This window comes from Vreelandella neptunia (genome assembly GCF_034479615.1).
Lineage (GTDB): Bacteria > Pseudomonadota > Gammaproteobacteria > Pseudomonadales > Halomonadaceae > Vreelandella > Vreelandella neptunia.
Map to the genome: position 1 here is coordinate 4,520,339 of NZ_CP140255.1, position 17,944 is coordinate 4,538,282.

The following is a 17,944-nucleotide window of genomic DNA, read 5'->3' on the forward strand; positions in this document are numbered from 1 at the left end:
GCACCTAAGTGGCCATCTTATGGTGCCTACTCCCCTGCCGCAATATGTGGCTACCGCGCATAGTGAGAGATAACAAAAATGCACTTTAAATCTGTCCGTACGTTAATAACTACCCTCGTCGGGGGGTGTATTTTGTTAGTAGTGGCTGCGCTTGTCATCTATTCAGTGATTGCCAACGCGCGCTCCCAGGCGCTGGTTGAAAGTCAGACGAAGGAATTGCTCGAACGCAACATCGAAGCGCGCCTGACGGCGATCGCCTCCGCCCAAACCGAAGAAATCAAAGGAGAGCTCGAACACGCTCTAACCCTTGCCACTAGCTTGGCTAACACCAATGCCATGATAGGTCAGGAGGACGAAAACGGGCGGCCTTTAATGACCATGAGTCGCCGCGAGCTTTCGCTGCTTGTGCGTCAAACCGTTGTGGATAATACCGAACTACTTGATGCTTTTATTGGCTGGGAGCCTAACGCCTTTGGTAGTGATGCACGTTATACCGGGCGCGAAGATCAAGGTTATGGCCCTGACGGCCGCTTTATGCCCTGGTGGTATCGCACCGAAAGCGGCGATATTGAAGTTTTGGCGCTGGGCAGCGACATGGAAAACCAAGAGCGCGATGCTGATGGAATCCGGCGCGGGGAGTACTATCTATGCACCAAAGAAACGAAGCGTAGCTGTGTTGTCGACCCCCACCTATACGATTATAACGGCGAGACATTACTGGTTACTTCGTTTAATGCGCCCATCCTGGTAGACAATGAGTTTCGCGGCAGCGCCGGCGTCGACCTGTCTGTTGAATTTATTCAGAGTCTGCTGGAAGAGGCCAATGCATCGCTCTATGACGGCGCTGGAGAAATCGCGCTGATCGCTTCCCAAGGTGCTCTGGCGGCCTATACCAGCTCGCCTGACCTGCTAGGCAAACATGTTGAAAACGTGCTCGATGCTGACCTTCAGGCTGGCATCGCTCAAGCACAGCAAGGCGAGAAGGTGCGCAGGCTCGACACAGAGCAGGGCATGACCGAACTTTACTGGCCCTTTTCCATTGATGAGAGTGGTAACCCCTGGGTATTGATGATCCGGCTACCTGAAAGCGCCGTGCTTGCCGGTCTAAATAACTTACAAGAGCAAATGCAAAGCCAACGTGAGACTTCGACACTCGGTATGATTGGCATGGGTCTGGTGATCGCCTTTTTGGGTCTGATTGCCAGTTGGCTGCTGGGAAACAGCATCTCTCGCCCGCTGAAACAACTGGCCGATCGCATGCGCGAGATCGCCTCTGGAGATGGCGACTTAACCCAGCGGCTACCGGTGCGTGGGCGTGACGAAGGGGCAGAGCTGGCGATTCAGTTCAATGCCTTTGCGGTCAAGATCCACGATGTACTGGTTGATGTACGCACCAGTAGTGAATCTGTTCACCACGCGGCCAATGAGATCGCCATGGGCGGCCAGGACTTGTCTCGCCGCACCGATAATGCAGCCGCAAGCCTGCAGCAGACCTCTGCCTCGATCGAGGAAATCACCAGCACGGTTCAGCACACGGCGGCCTCGGCCAAAGAAGCCAACAAACTGTCTCAGACCGCTTCAGAAGTAGCCAGAGAAGGCGGGCAAGTCGTGGCGAATGTGGTCACTACCATGGAAGACATTACCCACGCGTCGGACAAGATCGGTGAAATCGTCACGTTAATGAACAGCATTTCGTTCCAGACCAACCTGTTGGCGCTCAACGCCTCAGTGGAAGCTGCCCGGGCGGGTGAGCATGGTCGCGGCTTTGCCGTGGTGGCCGACGAGGTACGCAAGCTGGCAGGGCGCAGCAGCGAAGCGGCCAACGATATCCAGAAACTGATTGAGGATTCCCAAAGCAAGGTCAATAACGGCACCACGTTGGTGCGTAATGCTGGGTCTACTATGAAGGAGATCGTGGCGCATATTACCCGCGTGACCGATGTTCTGGAGGAGATCAACGCCGCCACCAGCGAGCAAAGCGAAGGCATCAAACAAGTCAACATCGCCGTCGCGGAGCTGGATCGCATGACCCAGGAGAACGCGGCCATGGTGGAAGAGTCCACTACCGCTGCCGAGCAGTTAAAAGAGCAAGCCGACCATTTAGCGGTCACCATAGGCAGCTTCAAACTGTCTCAACACCCACCGGCTCCGCTAACGTTAAAGTCTGCCAAAGCGTTGCCATCGTTTTGAGGAATTAAGGAATCGGCGGCAGCGCTATATCGTCACTGCGCTTGGCCCCAGCCGTCATCTCACGGCACAGGCGCAGAAACTCGCGCACGCCGGTGGTGAGGTATTTGTGCCGGTGCCAAATAAACGTGAACTGACGCTTTAGATCCAACTCCGGCGTGGGCAGCGGCACCAAGCTGCCGCGCCGGAAGGCATCGCGTAACGCCAGGCGCGAGACACAGCCGATCCCCAGTCCTGACTCCACCGCGCGTTTAATGCCTTCCGTGTGCTCGAGCTCTAGCAGGGTGTTAAACCGGCTGCGGCGGTGGCGGGCGGCATGCTCTAGGGTCATACGCGTACCGGAACCCTCTTCACGCATTATCCAATCTTCACGCAGCAATTGCTCAAGCTCAAGGTGCTCGCGACCTGCTAGTGGGTGTCGCGGCGAGCAAAACACGCACAGCTCATCTTCCACCCAGGGTTGGCTGATGATCATGTCATCGTCGCACTGCCCCTCGATCAAGCCTAGATCCAGCGAGTGCTGGCGCACGCCTTCGATAATATGGCGCGTATTGCGCACCGCCAAGCGTACCCGGCTGCCGGGGTGGCGCTGCATAAAGTCGCTGATCAGCAGCGTGGCGAGGTAGTTACCGATGGTCAGCGTGGCCCCTACATCCAGCGAGCCAACCCCTTTCTGGCCTCGTAGAAGCTCTTCAATCTCTTCCCCGCGATCTAGCAGCGCCACCGCTTTGGGCAACAGCTGAAACCCCAGCGCGTTGAGTTTTAAGCGTTTACCAATCCGATCCAGCAGTTGGCAGTCGAACTGCCGCTCAAGCTCCGCAAGCGCCGTGCTGGTCGCCGACTGAGACATGGCCAGCGCCCGCGCCGCATGGGAGACGCTCTCATGCTGAGCAACCGCCACAAAGACTTCCAACTGCCGCAGGGTGTAGTGCATAGAGACTAGCCTTTATTTGATCTATATCTATTTTTCAGATAACCGTTATCAATATAATTCGCTTAACAGATATACCACCCTTTGCTTAGACTTGCTGGCAACATATTTAATCATTTTTATTCTTTTTAAGAATATGACCGATGCGGACTAGCGCCAGCATCGACTAATGGAGAAAACGGCATGAGTAAGTTTGCTCTGGAAGAAGTGCTTAGCGTTCATCACTGGAACGATACCCTGTTCAGCTTCCGCACCACCCGCGAACGCAGCCTGCGCTTCAAAACCGGTCAGTTTGTGATGATTGGTTTGGAAGTGAACGGCAAACCGCTGATGCGCGCTTACTCCATTGCCAGCCCCAACTACGAAGACCATCTTGAGTTCTTCAGCATTAAGGTACCCGACGGCCCGCTCACTTCACGCCTTCAGCACCTGAAAGTAGGCGATCAGATCATGGTCAGCCGCAAGCCCACTGGCACGCTGGTATGCGATGACCTACTGCCGGGCCGTAACCTCTACATGCTCTCCACCGGTACCGGCTTGGCGCCGTTTATGAGTTTGATCCAGGATCCTGAGGTGTACGAGCGCTTCGAGAAAGTCGTGCTGGTTCACGGCGTACGGGAAGTTTCTGAATTGGCCTACGCCGATTTCATCACCAAAGAGCTGCCAGCCCATGAATACCTGGGTGAAGACATCGCTGAAAAGCTGGTCTACTACCCCACCGTTACGCGGGAAGAGTTCCACACCATGGGACGCCTGACCGACCATATTCGCTCAGGCAAGCTGTTTGAAGATACCGGCCTACCGCCCATCGACCCACGTCAGGATCGCGCGATGATCTGCGGCAGCCCTGCCATGCTGGACGATACCAGCGCGCTACTTGACGAGTTGGGCCTTAATATTTCGCCGCGCATGGGCGAACCGGGCGACTACGTCATTGAGCGCGCCTTTGTTGAGAAATAAGGTTGAGAAATAAGACAAAATCGCCTTCTCCTCACAGTGTGGAATTTTCTCTGCCATCCAGGTAGCTACTCCAGTGGGAGGGAGCTTTAGCTCGCGACCCATGAGGGTGCATGAGGCACTCTTCGCAGATGATAAAAACCCCCGCCGCTCGGCTTGAGTATTTCAACCGAGCGGCGGGGGTTTTTAATGCCTAATCTGCCTATCAGACGGCATCTTTGCCCGTCTCACCAGTACGGATACGAATCACCTGCTCCAGCGGCATCACAAAGATTTTGCCGTCGCCGATTTTGCCCGTGTTCGCCACCTGGGTGATGGCATCAATCACCTGCTCGGCCATGTCATCGTCCACGGCAACTTCCAGCTTCACCTTGGGTAGGAAGTCCACCACATACTCAGCGCCACGATACAGCTCGGTATGCCCTTTCTGTCGCCCAAAGCCTTTCACTTCCGTCACCGTAATACCCTGAACGCCGATATCGGAGAGCGACTCGCGTACATCGTCGAGCTTAAACGGCTTGATAATCGCTGTGATCAATTTCATTACCATATCCTCTAACTGGGTGGCCGTGATGGGGGACGGGTTGAACGGAAGCGAATGTCGCAACCGGTAACCGCTAACCATCAGCATACACCGCTATCGGCAGAGAATAAAAAAGCCTCCCACTAAGGGGAGGCCATAAGGAGCACGCCAGCTCACTAGTTCAGCATTAAATTATTTCTTAATGCCGCTATTTACTTCTTAATTCCAAATTCGGGATAGGCTTCAAGACCGCACTCAGCGATATCTACGCCTTCATACTCTTCTTCTTCGCTAACCCGGATGCCCATGATGGCTTTCAGGATGAGCCATACCACCAGGCTTGCCACGAAGACCCAACCGAAGATACCGGCGATACCGATGACTTGGGCACCAAACGACGCCCCGTCGTTAGTCAACGGTACTGCCAGCACGCCCCAGATACCCACAACGCCGTGAACCGAGATCGCGCCGACCGGATCATCCAACTTCAGTTTATCGAGGGTAACGATGGCAGCTACTACGATGATGCCGCCAACGGCACCAATAATAGTGGCACCCAGCGCAGTCGGGGAGAGTGGATCAGCAGTAATGGCGACCAAACCTGCCAGTGCACCGTTCAACGCCATGGTCAGATCCGCTTTGCGGAACCACAGTTTGGCCAGGATCAAGGCGGCAATCACACCACCCGCAGCAGCAGCGTTAGTGTTTACAAATACTTGCGCCACATTGTTTGCAGAATCGACAGCCGCCAGCTTGAGCTCAGAGCCGCCGTTGAAACCGAACCAACCCATCCACAGGATGAAGGTACCCAGCGTTGCCAGCGGCATGTTGGCACCAGGAATAGCGTGGATAGAACCGTCTTTACCGTATTTGCCTTTACGTGGGCCGAGCACGATCACACCCGCTAGCGCAGCCGCCGCACCGGCAAGGTGCACAATGCCTGAACCCGCATAGTCCGAGTAGCCCACTTCAGACAACCAGCCGCCACCCCAAGTCCAGTAGCCAGACACCGGATAGATAAATGCGGTCATGACCACAGCAAAGGCCAGGAAGGCCCACAGTTTCATACGCTCAGCCACGGCACCCGACACAATCGACATGGCGGTTGCCACGAACACGACCTGGAAGAAGAAGTCAGAACGCATGGAGTAGTAAGGCGCGTCATCGCCGCCCGCAGTCACCGCATCCACACTGTTTTCAGCGCCAATCAAGAACCCCAGATTGGGCAGGAAGCCGCCAGCGCTGCTGGAGTACATGATGTAGTAGCCCACCAGCAAATACATGGTGCAGGCAATGGCGAACAGCGCGATATTCTTGGTCAGGATCTCAGCGGTGTTTTTGGAGCGTACCAAGCCCGCTTCTAACATGGAGAAGCCTGCCGCCATCCACATGACGAGCACACCGCAAATTAGAAAGTAGAACGTATCGAGCGCGTAGCTCAGATCAGTCAACTCATTCATTGTAAGTTCCCCGTTGAACTATAGAAATGATCCGAAAAAGCAGCGTTAAACGGCGTCCGCACCGCGCTCGCCTGTCCGAATCCGAATAACGTCTTCAAGCGGTGTCACAAACACCTTGCCGTCACCGATCTTGCCGCTGTTAGCCGCACTACAGATCGCATCCAATACGCTCTCTAAACGGGCGTCATCTACGGCCACTTCCACTTTTACCTTGGGTAGAAAGTCGACCACGTACTCCGCGCCACGATACAGCTCGGTATGCCCTTTCTGACGGCCAAAACCTTTAACTTCAGTGACCGTAATGCCCTGAACGCCGTTGTCGGCCAGTGCCTCACGAACGTCGTCGAGCTTAAATGGCTTGATGATAGCGGTGATGAGTTTCATCCCGGATCTCCCCTGCTGGATAAGTCCTGCTAGATTGGTAGCGGCACAGCCGCCAGAATAAGCACCTGAACTGATAATGCGCATACTGTGCCAGCTGTCTTTTTTTACTTATAAGTCAGTTGATTAGCCGCCACCCATAGTGGTCTTCAGGGCTAAATCCGAGGAAATCCAATGCCATGCCACCGCTATTGCACCAAAAAAGAGCGTAAGCAAAAGTTGCCTGCTCTGTTTCGATGCAAACCATGCGTAAGCAGTAAAATCACGCGATACATGCGAATTCGCCAACTGTTGCGTATCCTTACCGGTAAGCACTTTTAAATATGTTCATTTAGCGAGTTATTAGGAGAGAGCAGCTATGGCGCCTCAAGACCGCATCAGCCGACTGGCCCAGCAGATTGGCGACCGTTTACAAAACGCCTCCCAGGCGCCGGAAGATATTCAGAAGGGCGTGCAGCAAGTCGTGCGTGGCGCCTTTGACCGCCTGGAGCTTGTCTCACGGGAGGATTTCGACATTTTAATGGACGTACTACAGCGCACCCGTTCACGGGTAGAGGCATTGGAGCGTCAAGTCGCTAGCCTTGAAGCCGCCGTTGAGGCCTCTGCTTCAACAATGCCCACGCCAACAACGGCCACGCCATTAGAAGCAGAAGCTCCACCGGTTCCAGAGCCGCATGAGCCGGAATCAGATGCAGAAGAAGAGAAGAACAAACCCGATAACGTTTAAGCTTCATTAGCAGCAGCAATAGGGCGATGGCCTATTGCTGCACACGCCTCAAAATAAATACGAATCACTATCGTTGACTTTGTTTTTCGTGGTGATACTCTCCGCCTTTGATTTCCTTACCGTCTGCGGATTGTTCACTATGCACGCCCCGTCATTATCAAAGCTGTCTTTTGCAAAGCTGCCTTTTACAAAGCCGTTTTCTTCGCCGTCGTTTGTTTCACTATCGAGTCTTATTGGCACAGGTCTGTTACTGAGCTTCTCCAACGGCGTTTCCGCCCAAAACACTGCCTCTGGTACTTCGTCTAGCGCCAGCGCCGACGACACCATGGTGGTCGTAGGGTCGCGTACCCCCAGCCAGATCAGCCAGATTCCGGGTGCTGTATGGGTCATTGATAAAGAGATGCTGCAACAGCAGACCCGCAATGGTGCAGACCTAAAGACAGCATTGGGGCATCTGGTGCCGGGGCTGGATCTAGCGCCTCAAGGGCGCACCAATTATGGGCAAAACATGCGTGGCCGGGGCGTGCAGGTGCTCATCGATGGTGTGTCGCTAAACAGTTCCCGGGGGCTTTCCCGACAGTTCGATGCCATTGATCCCTTCAATATTGAGCGCGTGGAGGTGCTTTCCGGCGCCAGCAGCCTGTATGGCGGCGGTGCGACGGGGGGCTTGATCAATATCATTACCCGCAAAGGTGAAGAAGGCCTGAACTGGCGTACCGAAGCTGGCATCACCTCTGGCTTCAATAACAGCGATGATATGGATCGGCGTCTGTCACAATCGATCAGCGGCGGCAATGAGCGGGTTCAAGGCTATCTGGGTACCGCCATTGGTGACAACGGCCGCCACTATGACGGCAGCGGCCAGGAAATATTCCCCGATATCGCCCAGACCGACCTGCAGGACAATCGCAGCATTGATGTTTTGGGCAATCTCTCTTTTAGTTTGACCGATGAACAGAGCCTGGAGCTGGGCGCCCAGCTGTACCGTTCAGGCTATGAAGGTGATCGGGGTGTTTATTTTCCCAATCTCGACGCGGCCACGCCCAACTTGAACGATGCCGAAATTCGCGATGGCTACCGTTCACAGCGCGATCCGGAAACCGACCGTAAGCTCGTCAACGTCAACTATCACCACGCCAACCTGTGGGGGCAAAACTTCTACCTGCAGGCGTTTCACCGCGAGGAGGAGTCCAGCTTCCAGGCCTTTCCCTACCCAGTCGCCGACGGCCTGCAATTTCGCGCCTCACAGCAAAACACCGATTTAAGCGGCATCAAAGCGCTGTTTGAATCGCGCCTGGGTGATGACGTTTCGCTAACTTACGGCCTCGATCTGGATCGTGAAACCTTCGATGCCAGCCAGATGCTGTTCGATACCGACATCTCGGATGCCTCCGGCGGCCTGGTTCAGCAGGCATCAGGGGTTGAACCCCGCTACCCCGGTTATCAGGTAGACGGGCTTTCAGGCTTCCTCCAGGGCGACTGGCAGGCCACCCAGGCGCTCAAGCTCTCCGCAGGGTTGCGGCAGCAGCATATGGACGTCGAGGTGGATGAATTTAAAGGGATTCCTGGCGGCAAGAATGACTACGAAGCGACGCTCTTCAATGCCAGCGCCCTCTACGACTACCGCAACGGACACCAGAACTGGCTGCAGTTTAGCCAGGGCTTCGAACTGCCAGATCCCGCCAAATACTACGGCAAGAGCCCCGACGTCAGTGTCGATAACAACCCGTTATCTGCCATCGAGACAGATCAAGTAGAGCTAGGCTGGCGCTACCAGGGGGGCAACTGGACGGCCCAAACAGCGCTTTACTACGCCTGGTCGGACAAGGCAGTAGAGAACGCCGAGGATTTAAGCGTCAGCGTTGTGGATGAGAAGAAGCGCGACTTCGGCCTGGAAAGCGCCGTGACCCGTTACTTCGATAATGGCCTGGAGGCCGGGGGCACTCTGCACCTGGTGCGTTCCGAGCAGGAGAACGACCAAGGGGAGTGGGAGAAACGTGACGCCCGCTATGCCTCGCTCTCTTCAGCCACCGCCTTTATTGGCTGGACGGACTATGTACGTTCAGCTCGCTTGCAGGCCAACCACAACTTCGACTTAAAAGACGATGCCGACCGGGAGATCGATGGCAATACCACCCTCGACTTATCGCTCAGCCAGGAAACCAATTTTGGCACCTTAAGCCTGGGCGTGCAGAACCTGCTGGATGATCAGTACTCCACCGTCTGGGGACAACGAGCCGCCATGTTCTATTCGCCCTACTACGGCCCAGAGTACCTCTACGACTACCAGGGCCGCGGGCGCACTTACACCCTGAACTGGTCGATGGCGTACTGAGTGCTGGTTCGCTGCTCGCTGACAACCGCTCAAGGGTGAGGTAACGGGGATGGCTACACTCGGCTCGATAACGCCATCTTGCGTACCAATCACCACCCATGACCTGCTGGCTATTGGTCAGCGCTTCGGGATCGACTACCGCTTTCCCGAAGCGCCCGACCGCTCCCAGCCAGCGCTTTGTGTTGCCCGCGGGCGAGTAATGGACGTCGAGATAGACCCCACACTTCGCGTGACACACTCTGATCTTGATGTCCTGCACGCTTACGCTTCCACTTCCAGGCGTGCCACGCCGTGGTTTCTCAGCGTGATACTCGAAGGCCATATCCAAGTCGGCCTAGGGCACCAGTCGTTTCAGTTGCAGGCTGGCGACGCTTTCAGCGCGCATTTCAACGAGCAGACCGGGCTTGAGGTCTTCCAGCCCGCGCCACAACGATTGCGCATTCTCAACGTATCGCTTCTGGCTTGCACAGAGCTGCCCTCTTTCTCGTCCATTAACTGTTCGCCTATCAATGTTGCCCCTTCGGCAACACCCGTACTGCATACCTGGCAGGTGCCGCATTTCCTTATTAATAGTCTGGAGGCAGCACTGGCTTCGAACTGGTCAGTAGAGCGCCAGCGCCTGCTATGGCAGGGGCTCGCGCTCCAGTTATTAGCTCATGGGCTGCCAGCTGCCTCCCATGAATCCAGCGACGAAGGTAAAGCAGTTAGCCTGAGGTCGGGCCTAACCCAGCGGGACTACCAACGCCTAGAGCGCTTGCGTCAGCAGCTCGAACACTCCCCCAACCAGGATTATCGGCTTGAGCAGTTGGCCCGCAACGCCGCGATGAGCCCGAGCAGCCTACGCACCAAATTTCACCGCTGTTACGGCTGCTCGATATTCGACTATCTACGACGTTGTCGCCTGACCCAAGCTCAAGCGTACTTACGCAAAGGCTATAGCGTGCAGCAAACCGCTCACGCCTGTGGCTACCGCCACGCCACCAATTTTGCCACCGCCTTTAAGCGCGCTTTTGGCATTGCGCCCCACGAAGTTTTCCATCGTCATTAAAAGCCGCGGGTTGTTTTTGGGGCGCTAAGTTCCTCTGTTGGGCGTTTTTTGACAGCACCCATACGCCTTTTGTCATTGCGCATACCTTTCAATCGCCATTAAGCGCAATAATTCTCATTACCACATTAGTTAATTGATGCTTATTGCAGGTGCCTCCATGTTCATCCCCCATCACCGCTTTCTACGCTCTCCGCTTAGCGCCGCCGTTCTCTCGGCACTGGCTGTTTCTCCGCTATACGCTCAAGAAAGCACCGAGTTAGCCACCGTCACGGTGACTGCCCAGCAGGCTGCCACCAAAGTGGAAACGCCGACGATCGAAATACCCCAGAGCGTTTCCACGATTACCCGCGAACAGATGGATAACCGCGGCGTAAGTACCGTGCAGCGCGCCACCGACTACACACCCGGTGTTTACAGCAATCAGGTCGGCGCCTCCAATCGCTTCGACTACCTGGTACTGCGCGGGTTTTCTGACGGCAGCTTGAGCAATACCTTCCTGGATGGCCTGAAAGTGATGGGCGATGCCAACTCCCATAGCAGCATGCGCATTGACCCATGGTTTCTGGAGAGCATTGAAGTGGTGCGCGGGCCCGCCTCGGTGCTCTATGGTCGCGCCTCCCCTGGCGGTGTGGTGGCCCTGAACAGTAAGCGGCCAGAGTTTGAACAGGGCGGTGAGCTGCGTTTCCGGGTCGGCAATAACAACCAACGCAGCGCCGCTTTTGACCTCACCGGGCCTATTGGCGAAGAGCAACGGGTGGCCTTTCGCCTGACCGGTATTGCCAGCGCCGCGGATACCCAGTTTGGCCCGGCAGAAGAGGAACGCTATGCCATTGCGCCCCGGCTCACCTGGGATATCACCGATGACACCAGCCTAACCGTAGAAGCCTACCTACAGGATGAACCCGAAGGCGGCTACCACTCCGGCGTACCCTATGAGGGGGCCGTGGTCGCCCATAACGGGCGCAAAATCAGCAATAACTTCTTTGATGGTGAAGAGGATTTCGACACCTATGAGCGCACTCAGCGCATGTTCGGCTACGCCCTTGAGCACCGCTTCAATGACCAAGTGACTGGCCGCCAATTGATGCGCTACCTCAATTCCGACGTGGTGCTCAATCAGGTCTACGGCTTTGGCTGGGTATCACCGGAATCTGACGAACTCACCCGCTACTACTCCGGCAGCGATGAATCGCTGGAAGCCTGGACGCTCGACAACCAGCTAGAAGCCAACATCAGTAGCGGCTTTATGGATCACACGCTGCTGTTCGGGGTTGATTACCAGCAGCGGGAAAACGATGTGTCATGGCCATCGGGGTATTTCCAGCCGCTCAATGCCTTTAGCCCCGTCTATGGCAGCGACCCCATCGAGTTTTACGCCCCTATACGCGAACGCCATGAGATCGATCAGACCGGGATTTACCTGCAAGACCAGATAGCCCTCGATAACTGGCGCTTCACTCTGGGCGGCCGCTACGACTGGGTGAATATCGACAATGCCAACCGCGACAGCGGTGATACCAGCTCCCTCAGCGACACCCAGTTCAGTGGCCGCGCCGGGGTGGTCTACCTGTTCGATAACGGCGTAGCCCCCTACCTGAGCTACTCCACCGCGTTCACCCCCACCAGTTTCGTGGATGAGAGTGGCGATCTGCTCCAGCCCATGGAGGGCGAACAGTGGGAAACCGGCATTAAATACCAGCCTAATGGTAGCCAAAGCCAATACAGTGCGGCGCTGTTTCATATCAGCCAGGAGAACGTCGCCACCAAAGAGCAGCCCACCGACCCATACCGCGCTGTAGGGGAGATCGAATCCCAAGGGCTGGAGCTGGAAGCGCAAACCCAGCTAACGGATACCCTCTCGGTTCAGGCAGGCTATAGCTTCACCGACATCACCTACGTCAAAAGCGATGATGGCAACCAGGGCAACAACGCGATTTACTCCCCACGGCACCAAGTGCAGCTCTGGGGCCACTACGAGGCCAACAAGGGCTGGCTAAATGGCGTAGATATGGGTGTCGGCGTGCGTCACTACGCGGATATCGCCGCTGACCGGGCCAACACCGAAACCGTGCCCGACTACACCCTGGTGGATGCCACCATCGGCTACGACCTCAGCCAACTCGGCGTAGATGGTGTCGAAACACGCTTAAACGTGAACAACCTATTGGATAAAGAGTACGTGGCCTCCTGCAACTCCCTGGAGTACTGCTACTTCGGAGCCGAACGTGGCGTCACCGCCAGTGTTCACTACCGTTTCTAAACGCTCATGCTAGGCGACGGTTCAAGCCATTATCTAAGCACTGGTCTAAGCCTTTATCTAAGCATTATTAATTAATTGCAACCTAACCTGCCCAGGCCACTGTACCTGGGCTTTTTTTCTTGAATGCAGGTTTGCAAACAATAAATATTATCGTTTAAATACAGCCCTTATTTTCTGGATGGCCTCTCACCACCATGCGCCACACCAACCTGTTCTCTTTGCTCGCGCGCTGCGGGCTATTTGCCGTTTGTATGCTGCACCTATCAACCGCCCATGCCCAGTGGGCAACGGTGGACTGGACGATTGCCGAAACATTGCTGGCGATTGATGCACCGGTTAGCAGCATTGCTCAGCAAAGTGATTACCATGCCTGGGTAGGCGAGCCCCATATACCCGACAGCGTCACCGATATGGGTCTACGTACCCAGCCCAATTTAGAACTGCTGGCCCAGGTACCGCCAGAACAGATACTTATCTCGCCCATGTTTGCCGGTTTAACGCCGCGTCTGGAGCGAATAGCCCCCGTCACGTCGTTCTCGCTCTACTCGCCCGGCACCGATACCTGGCAGGAGATGCAAACCCTGACCCGCCAGCTAGGCGAATTAACCGAGCGCCAGCCCCAAGCAGAAGAGCTAATTGAAGAAACCCAGGCCTTGATGACTAGCCTGCGCGAATCCCGCCCTCACTCACCGTCAGAAACCGCGCCGCTGCTGATGGTGCAGTTTATGGATGCCCGTCACGTGCGGGTATTTGGGGAAAACAGCTTATACAACGCCGTACTGGAGCAGCTCGACCTCCCCAATGCCTGGGATCAAGCCACGAATGCCTGGGGATTTGCGCTGGTGGGGATTGAAGCGCTGGCGCGCTACCCAGAAGCAACGATGGTGATCATCGACCCGCTGCCCACCGGAGTCGAGGAGAAGCTTGCCAAAAGCGGCCTTTGGCAGCAGCTTCCCAGCGTCAGGCATGGCAGGATAGTACACCTGCCGCCGGTATGGAGCTTCGGCGCACTCCCCTCCGCCCAGCGCTTTGCCCGGAAGCTGACGACGGCGCTAGAAGCAGCGCCAGCGGATTTAGCGTTTTAGCCCACGGATACCTCAATCACATAAAATTGAAAAAGGCACCATTTTGACGTACATTTACTTCAGTTGAACCACATCAGGAATCCGTCATGAACGTAGCCACCGATGCCAAACAAGAGCGTATTAATCTCCGGTTGAAACATAGCGCCAAAATGGCGCTTGAACGCGCTGCAAGCTTCGAAGGGAAAACCGTCAGCAATTTCATCCTGACCAGCGCGTTGGCGCATGCCGAACAAACTATTCATGCGCATGAAGCCATGAGTCTAAACAGCCAAGACGCTGAAGCCTTTTTCCATGCGTTGGATAAGCCGTTTATCTTCAACAAAAAACTGGCAGCCGCTTTCGAGGAGCATGATCGGCGTGTCACTAGCCAATGACCGATGATACAAACCTGGTCATACGACCACTGAACAGCGATCACTACAGGCCAGGGTTTCACTGCGGCGTACCCTCACTGGATAACTACATTCAAAAACAGGCGCGCCTTGATGTGAAGCGTCGTGTCAGTCGGGTATTTGTGGCAACAATGGTGGAGCAACCAACGAGCATTGTGGGCTATTACACGCTCTCCACGCTGTCGATTGAACTCGGTCAATTGCCCCAAGACCTCGCGCGTAAACTCCCGCGGCACCCGATCCCGGCGGCCCTGCTCGGCAGGTTAGCGGTTAATAAAGGCGCCCAGGCCCACGGGGTGGGGAAAATGCTGCTGGTCGATGCCATTAAGCGAACGCTGGCTGTCAGCGATGAGATCGCCATTTACGCCATGGTAGTCGACGCTATTGATGAGCGAGCACAGCGCTTTTATGAACAGTTTGGTTTCTCGCTTCTCAGTTCAGACAGCCAACGTCTATTCCTTCCGCTTAAATCCATCTGAATGTATTGCCTGAGAATTTATTAGTAGTAGCCAAATCGTCTTAGCGTATGTTTTCCTTCCATTAAACTTCCTCTCCGACAAAGCCTATACTTAGCCACTAGAACCTAACTTAGCGCGTGAAGCGATAATGTGACTGCGTAGGATGGAGCTGGCCTCTTCGCTCAAACCATTTACAAACGCACGAACGATTGCCTCGTGATCATCTAACCAGCGGTTAGTTTCTGATGATAAATCTTCATAATTGCTAGCATACAAGGCACAGCTAGTCCGCAACTCTTCGACAATGGCTAGCTGACGCGGTCTACGCGCTGGCAAGTAAAGCGCTCGGTGAAATTGCCAATCTCCTGTTTGCCATCCCGGGCGTCCCGCTTCCAGTGATGACTTTTTGAGTGCATAGCTAACTTCCGTGTGATCACTATTATTTGCTAGATAGATAGCGCGCTCAAGAAGGTCGCACTCAAGTGTAACCCTAAGGTCATAGATCTCATCTAACTCTTCAGACGTTAAAGAGATGACACGGGCTCCCTTTCCAGGAATGACATGGACTAACTTCTCCGTGGCAAGAGCCTGTAAAGCATCTCTCACAGGTATACGACTGACCTCATATTTAGCGGCAAGCGCAGCCTGATGCAGCATCGATCCAGGGGCATACCGCCCTTCTAAAATTTCCATTCGAATTTTTTCGACAAGACCCATTGTCATTCCCTCCAATGCAAGTGTATACATGTATACATAATATCAAAACCAAGAGACAAAACCATGGGTCATGAATATTCTTCACATGTTGTTTGGACTGGAAGTCGTGGGAACGGTACGACTGGCTACCACGATTTTGATCGGACTTGGGATATTTCCATAGCTGGTAAGTCTGTCATTCACTGTTCTAATGACCCACTTCTAGGTGGTGATCCAACAAAAATGAATCCAGAAGACCTTTTGCTATCAGCATTGTCTGCCTGCCATATGCTCTGGTATCTGCATTATGCGTCCGATGAAGGCATCGTGGTTACATCTTATGCAGATGACCCTGTCGGGCTAGGAAAGGTCGGACGAGGAGGAGCAGGGCGTTTTTCATCCGCTACTTTGCGTCCTCAAATAACGGTGAAGGCAGGGACTGATTTACAAGCTGCAGAAGCTATCCACCACCGGATACATGAGGTTTGCTTTATTGCACGATCAATAAATTTTCCTGTGAACTACGAGCCCACCTTCACTACAGAGGGAAGCTAATTAATAGCATTTCCACGACTGAATGATGCTTGATCAACCGTTCGACTCTGCTCGTCTCCGCGTTGGCCGAATTGACGATGGGATCTTTACAGCCGTTTCACCTTCGCGGCGAGCATTTCGGTTTTTCCCAAAACATCGGATGGGCATAGATTGTCCATCCATTCACCGCTAGAGATTTCATTCGTCATCATTCTCTTCCAGCACCTCTTCGAGGTCTACCTCAATGCCTGCGATGAGACATTCGACCTCGACAAAACTACCTGCGGTAACAGGACGAATGCTCTCTGGATGCACCAGAAGATCGCGCTCCAGAAAGTTAAGAAAGTTGACCAGCACAGGGTCGTGCTTGGCCTCATCAATGGCACGGGAAAGCACCACTTCACCATTCGAGCGTAAGGCATAGTGGATACGGTCTCGGCGTTTCAGCTTTAGTGCCTGACGAATCGATGCTGGAATGGTCGTTTGATAGCGATCCGTCAGAGTAGAGTATTCTTCAATGGGAGTGCTCATCATCGCTCTCCGCTTAGTGGCAATGCAAAAGTGATGCGTAATATGTTGAGTCAGCCGCATTACTTCGACAAGCTACCCCAACTATTTTAAACCCACCCCTTAAGCGCTACCAAAGCGTTCTTAATTACGATAGGTTAAGTACTTAAGATTAACTAGCTTCCACTTACATTGGGTTAAAGCTTTTAGCAAACAACAGCGAGGGAGTGCAATGATTCCCGCTAGTCATAGTGATACATCGTGCTAGAGTCACAACATGGACCTCTTCTTCAGCACCAACAAATTCAAACTCAACGGCCTAAGCTACTCTGGCTTTCCAATCCTTATTTCCAAGGAGGGGAAGGTCGTTGAGGAAGCGCTGGACTTTTGCATAGCGCACCTGATCAAGCGTGGCAGGGTTCAATCCAAGAAGTCGTGGGTTACTTACGGGAAAGCGTTGTATCAGTTCTTTGGCTGGTGCGAGGTAAATGGCATTGACTGGCGAGATGTGGGCAATGACCGGGAAGCTACGATCCTGGCGGAGTTTCGGGATTGGAACCTGAGTCCTGAGGGAGGGAGCCTTGCTGCAGCAACGGTGAATGCCCGGCTACGACTCCTCTGCGCCTTTTATCGGTATGCCGCCAACAGTGGTTGGGTGACGACTGTTCCGTATGCCATGGAAACGATCACGGTGAGACAACCGAAAGGGTTCCTGGCTCATGTCGATGCGAGTGGTGGGAAGCAAACGAGCCCAGACATCATGCTGAAGACGCCGCGAACCGTCATTCGGGTGTTGAGCAAGCATCAATCGGTCGATCTCCTGAATGCCATCACCAACCCCACGCACAAGCTGATCGTCCGATTAGCGCTCACGACTGGGCTGCGCCGAGAGGAGCTGGCTACGTTTCCGCTGAAATACGTGATCAATCCGGCGACTTACACCAAGCACCGTTCATTCATCCGGGTCAATCTTGATCCACGCGATATGACCATCAAGGGCAATCAGCCCAGAGGGATCGACGTGCCCCGCACCGTGATGGAAGCCCTCTGGCAATACGTCCTGGACCGTCGCTATCAGCATGAGAGCATTTCGGGGCAGCGCCAGTCCGTTTTGTTCCTGACGGAATCCGGCCAACCTTACGCGAACGACGGGGCAGCCTTTCTGGGTATTGTGAAGAAGGCTGGAGAGGTTGCCGGTATTCCTTACCTCAACGTCCATATTCTGCGCCATACCTATGCCACGCACACGCTGTACGCCATGATGCAATCCAAGGCTCAGACCCATGCCTTGCTGTATGTACGCGACCGACTGGGCCATGCCTCGGTCACAACAACGGAGAAATACCTGCACTGCCTCTCGGAGCTTGAGGACGCGCTGATGAACGACTACCAAAGTGAAATCGATCTGATCAGCTGGGAGATTGGCAGTGCCTAGAAAAAAACTCCACTCGACAGCCTCCCGC

At 54.5% G+C, this 17,944-nt stretch carries 17 protein-coding genes; 11 read left to right on the forward strand and 6 right to left on the reverse strand.

The features are described from left to right. Window positions 1–78 precede the first annotated feature (78 nt). Entirely contained in the window at window positions 79–2,190 is a 2,112-nt protein-coding gene (locus tag SR894_RS20845; protein WP_223288741.1) for a methyl-accepting chemotaxis protein, read from the forward strand. Between the two features lie 4 nt (window positions 2,191–2,194). Here SR894_RS20845 and SR894_RS20850 read toward each other — a convergent pair whose 3' ends face one another. Next, entirely contained in the window at window positions 2,195–3,121 is a 927-nt protein-coding gene (locus tag SR894_RS20850; RefSeq protein WP_009286188.1) for a LysR family transcriptional regulator, read from the reverse strand. 180 nt (window positions 3,122–3,301) lie between these two features. Between SR894_RS20850 and SR894_RS20855 the strand changes: the two genes are divergently transcribed. Then, window positions 3,302–4,078: a ferredoxin--NADP reductase gene (locus SR894_RS20855; RefSeq protein ID WP_133731876.1), complete on the forward strand. Its 777-nt coding sequence runs from the start codon at window positions 3,302–3,304 to the stop codon at window positions 4,076–4,078. A 202-nt stretch (window positions 4,079–4,280) separates the two neighbouring features. Here SR894_RS20855 and glnK read toward each other — a convergent pair whose 3' ends face one another. The 3 genes from glnK to SR894_RS20870 form a co-directional block, all read right to left on the reverse strand. Further along, window positions 4,281–4,619: a P-II family nitrogen regulator gene (gene glnK, locus SR894_RS20860; RefSeq protein WP_007112362.1), complete on the reverse strand. Its 339-nt coding sequence runs from the start codon at window positions 4,617–4,619 to the stop codon at window positions 4,281–4,283. A gap of 191 nt (window positions 4,620–4,810) precedes the next feature. Beyond that, window positions 4,811–6,058 carry an ammonium transporter gene (locus SR894_RS20865; protein ID WP_133731877.1) on the reverse strand — a complete coding sequence of 416 codons (1,248 nt, stop codon included), beginning with the start codon at window positions 6,056–6,058 and terminating at the stop codon, window positions 4,811–4,813. A gap of 45 nt (window positions 6,059–6,103) precedes the next feature. Further along, window positions 6,104–6,442: a P-II family nitrogen regulator gene (locus SR894_RS20870; RefSeq protein ID WP_007112359.1), complete on the reverse strand. Its 339-nt coding sequence runs from the start codon at window positions 6,440–6,442 to the stop codon at window positions 6,104–6,106. A gap of 355 nt (window positions 6,443–6,797) precedes the next feature. Here SR894_RS20870 and SR894_RS20875 point away from each other — a divergent pair, with 355 nt between their 5' ends. The 7 genes from SR894_RS20875 to SR894_RS20905 all read left to right on the forward strand — a co-directional run bounded on the left by SR894_RS20875 (window position 6,798) and on the right by SR894_RS20905 (window position 14,765). Next, complete coding sequence (locus SR894_RS20875; protein ID WP_223288742.1) at window positions 6,798–7,166, forward strand: accessory factor UbiK family protein; 369 nt, start codon at window positions 6,798–6,800, stop codon at window positions 7,164–7,166. 139 nt (window positions 7,167–7,305) lie between these two features. Further along, a complete protein-coding gene (locus SR894_RS20880) occupies window positions 7,306–9,501 on the forward strand; it encodes a TonB-dependent receptor (protein WP_246638234.1) in 2,196 nt (731 codons plus the stop codon). Between the two features lie 49 nt (window positions 9,502–9,550). Next, a complete protein-coding gene (locus SR894_RS20885; protein ID WP_133731880.1) occupies window positions 9,551–10,549 on the forward strand; it encodes a helix-turn-helix transcriptional regulator in 999 nt (332 codons plus the stop codon). Window positions 10,550–10,706: 157 nt separating this feature from the next. Next, on the forward strand, window positions 10,707–12,809 hold the full coding sequence (locus tag SR894_RS20890) for a TonB-dependent siderophore receptor (RefSeq protein ID WP_133731881.1): 2,103 nt from the start codon (window positions 10,707–10,709) through the stop codon (window positions 12,807–12,809). A 194-nt stretch (window positions 12,810–13,003) separates the two neighbouring features. Then, on the forward strand, window positions 13,004–13,894 hold the full coding sequence (locus SR894_RS20895) for an ABC transporter substrate-binding protein (protein WP_223288744.1): 891 nt from the start codon (window positions 13,004–13,006) through the stop codon (window positions 13,892–13,894). 86 nt (window positions 13,895–13,980) lie between these two features. Continuing rightward, window positions 13,981–14,268, forward strand: a complete 288-nt coding sequence (locus SR894_RS20900) for a type II toxin-antitoxin system TacA family antitoxin (RefSeq protein WP_223288745.1) — start codon at window positions 13,981–13,983, stop codon at window positions 14,266–14,268. Then, window positions 14,265–14,765, forward strand: a complete 501-nt coding sequence (locus SR894_RS20905) for a GNAT family N-acetyltransferase (RefSeq protein WP_223288746.1) — start codon at window positions 14,265–14,267, stop codon at window positions 14,763–14,765. Before SR894_RS20900 ends, SR894_RS20905 begins: the two co-directional genes overlap by 4 nt. 90 nt (window positions 14,766–14,855) lie before the next feature. Here SR894_RS20905 and SR894_RS20910 read toward each other — a convergent pair whose 3' ends face one another. After that, complete coding sequence (locus SR894_RS20910) at window positions 14,856–15,461, reverse strand: GntR family transcriptional regulator (RefSeq protein ID WP_027957949.1); 606 nt, start codon at window positions 15,459–15,461, stop codon at window positions 14,856–14,858. Window positions 15,462–15,524: 63 nt separating this feature from the next. Here SR894_RS20910 and SR894_RS20915 point away from each other — a divergent pair, with 63 nt between their 5' ends. After that, the gene (locus SR894_RS20915; protein WP_223288747.1) at window positions 15,525–15,995 is read left to right on the forward strand and encodes an OsmC family protein; all 471 of its coding nucleotides are present in this window, start codon (window positions 15,525–15,527) and stop codon (window positions 15,993–15,995) included. A gap of 177 nt (window positions 15,996–16,172) precedes the next feature. Here the strand turns inward: SR894_RS20915 and SR894_RS20920 are convergent, their stop codons facing one another. Continuing rightward, on the reverse strand, window positions 16,173–16,505 hold the full coding sequence (locus tag SR894_RS20920) for a type II toxin-antitoxin system PrlF family antitoxin (RefSeq protein ID WP_223288748.1): 333 nt from the start codon (window positions 16,503–16,505) through the stop codon (window positions 16,173–16,175). Between the two features lie 253 nt (window positions 16,506–16,758). Here SR894_RS20920 and SR894_RS20925 point away from each other — a divergent pair, with 253 nt between their 5' ends. After that, window positions 16,759–17,916 (forward strand): tyrosine-type recombinase/integrase, encoded by a 1,158-nt coding sequence (locus SR894_RS20925; RefSeq protein WP_223288749.1) that lies wholly within the window; start codon window positions 16,759–16,761, stop codon window positions 17,914–17,916. The last annotated feature ends 28 nt before the right edge of the window (window positions 17,917–17,944 follow it).

Coding starts and splice junctions, on each gene's coding strand:
- SR894_RS20845 (WP_223288741.1), top strand. CDS start 79: ATGCACTTTAAATCTGTCCGTACGTTAATAACTACCCTCGTCGGGGGG.
- SR894_RS20850 (WP_009286188.1), bottom strand. CDS start 3,121: ATGCACTACACCCTGCGGCAGTTGGAAGTCTTTGTGGCGGTTGCTCAG.
- SR894_RS20855 (WP_133731876.1), top strand. CDS start 3,302: ATGAGTAAGTTTGCTCTGGAAGAAGTGCTTAGCGTTCATCACTGGAAC.
- glnK (WP_007112362.1), bottom strand. CDS start 4,619: ATGAAATTGATCACAGCGATTATCAAGCCGTTTAAGCTCGACGATGTA.
- SR894_RS20865 (WP_133731877.1), bottom strand. CDS start 6,058: ATGAATGAGTTGACTGATCTGAGCTACGCGCTCGATACGTTCTACTTT.
- SR894_RS20870 (WP_007112359.1), bottom strand. CDS start 6,442: ATGAAACTCATCACCGCTATCATCAAGCCATTTAAGCTCGACGACGTT.
- SR894_RS20875 (WP_223288742.1), top strand. CDS start 6,798: ATGGCGCCTCAAGACCGCATCAGCCGACTGGCCCAGCAGATTGGCGAC.
- SR894_RS20880 (WP_246638234.1), top strand. CDS start 7,306: ATGCACGCCCCGTCATTATCAAAGCTGTCTTTTGCAAAGCTGCCTTTT.
- SR894_RS20885 (WP_133731880.1), top strand. CDS start 9,551: ATGGCTACACTCGGCTCGATAACGCCATCTTGCGTACCAATCACCACC.
- SR894_RS20890 (WP_133731881.1), top strand. CDS start 10,707: ATGTTCATCCCCCATCACCGCTTTCTACGCTCTCCGCTTAGCGCCGCC.
- SR894_RS20895 (WP_223288744.1), top strand. CDS start 13,004: ATGCGCCACACCAACCTGTTCTCTTTGCTCGCGCGCTGCGGGCTATTT.
- SR894_RS20900 (WP_223288745.1), top strand. CDS start 13,981: ATGAACGTAGCCACCGATGCCAAACAAGAGCGTATTAATCTCCGGTTG.
- SR894_RS20905 (WP_223288746.1), top strand. CDS start 14,265: ATGACCGATGATACAAACCTGGTCATACGACCACTGAACAGCGATCAC.
- SR894_RS20910 (WP_027957949.1), bottom strand. CDS start 15,461: ATGGGTCTTGTCGAAAAAATTCGAATGGAAATTTTAGAAGGGCGGTAT.
- SR894_RS20915 (WP_223288747.1), top strand. CDS start 15,525: ATGGGTCATGAATATTCTTCACATGTTGTTTGGACTGGAAGTCGTGGG.
- SR894_RS20920 (WP_223288748.1), bottom strand. CDS start 16,505: ATGAGCACTCCCATTGAAGAATACTCTACTCTGACGGATCGCTATCAA.
- SR894_RS20925 (WP_223288749.1), top strand. CDS start 16,759: ATGGACCTCTTCTTCAGCACCAACAAATTCAAACTCAACGGCCTAAGC.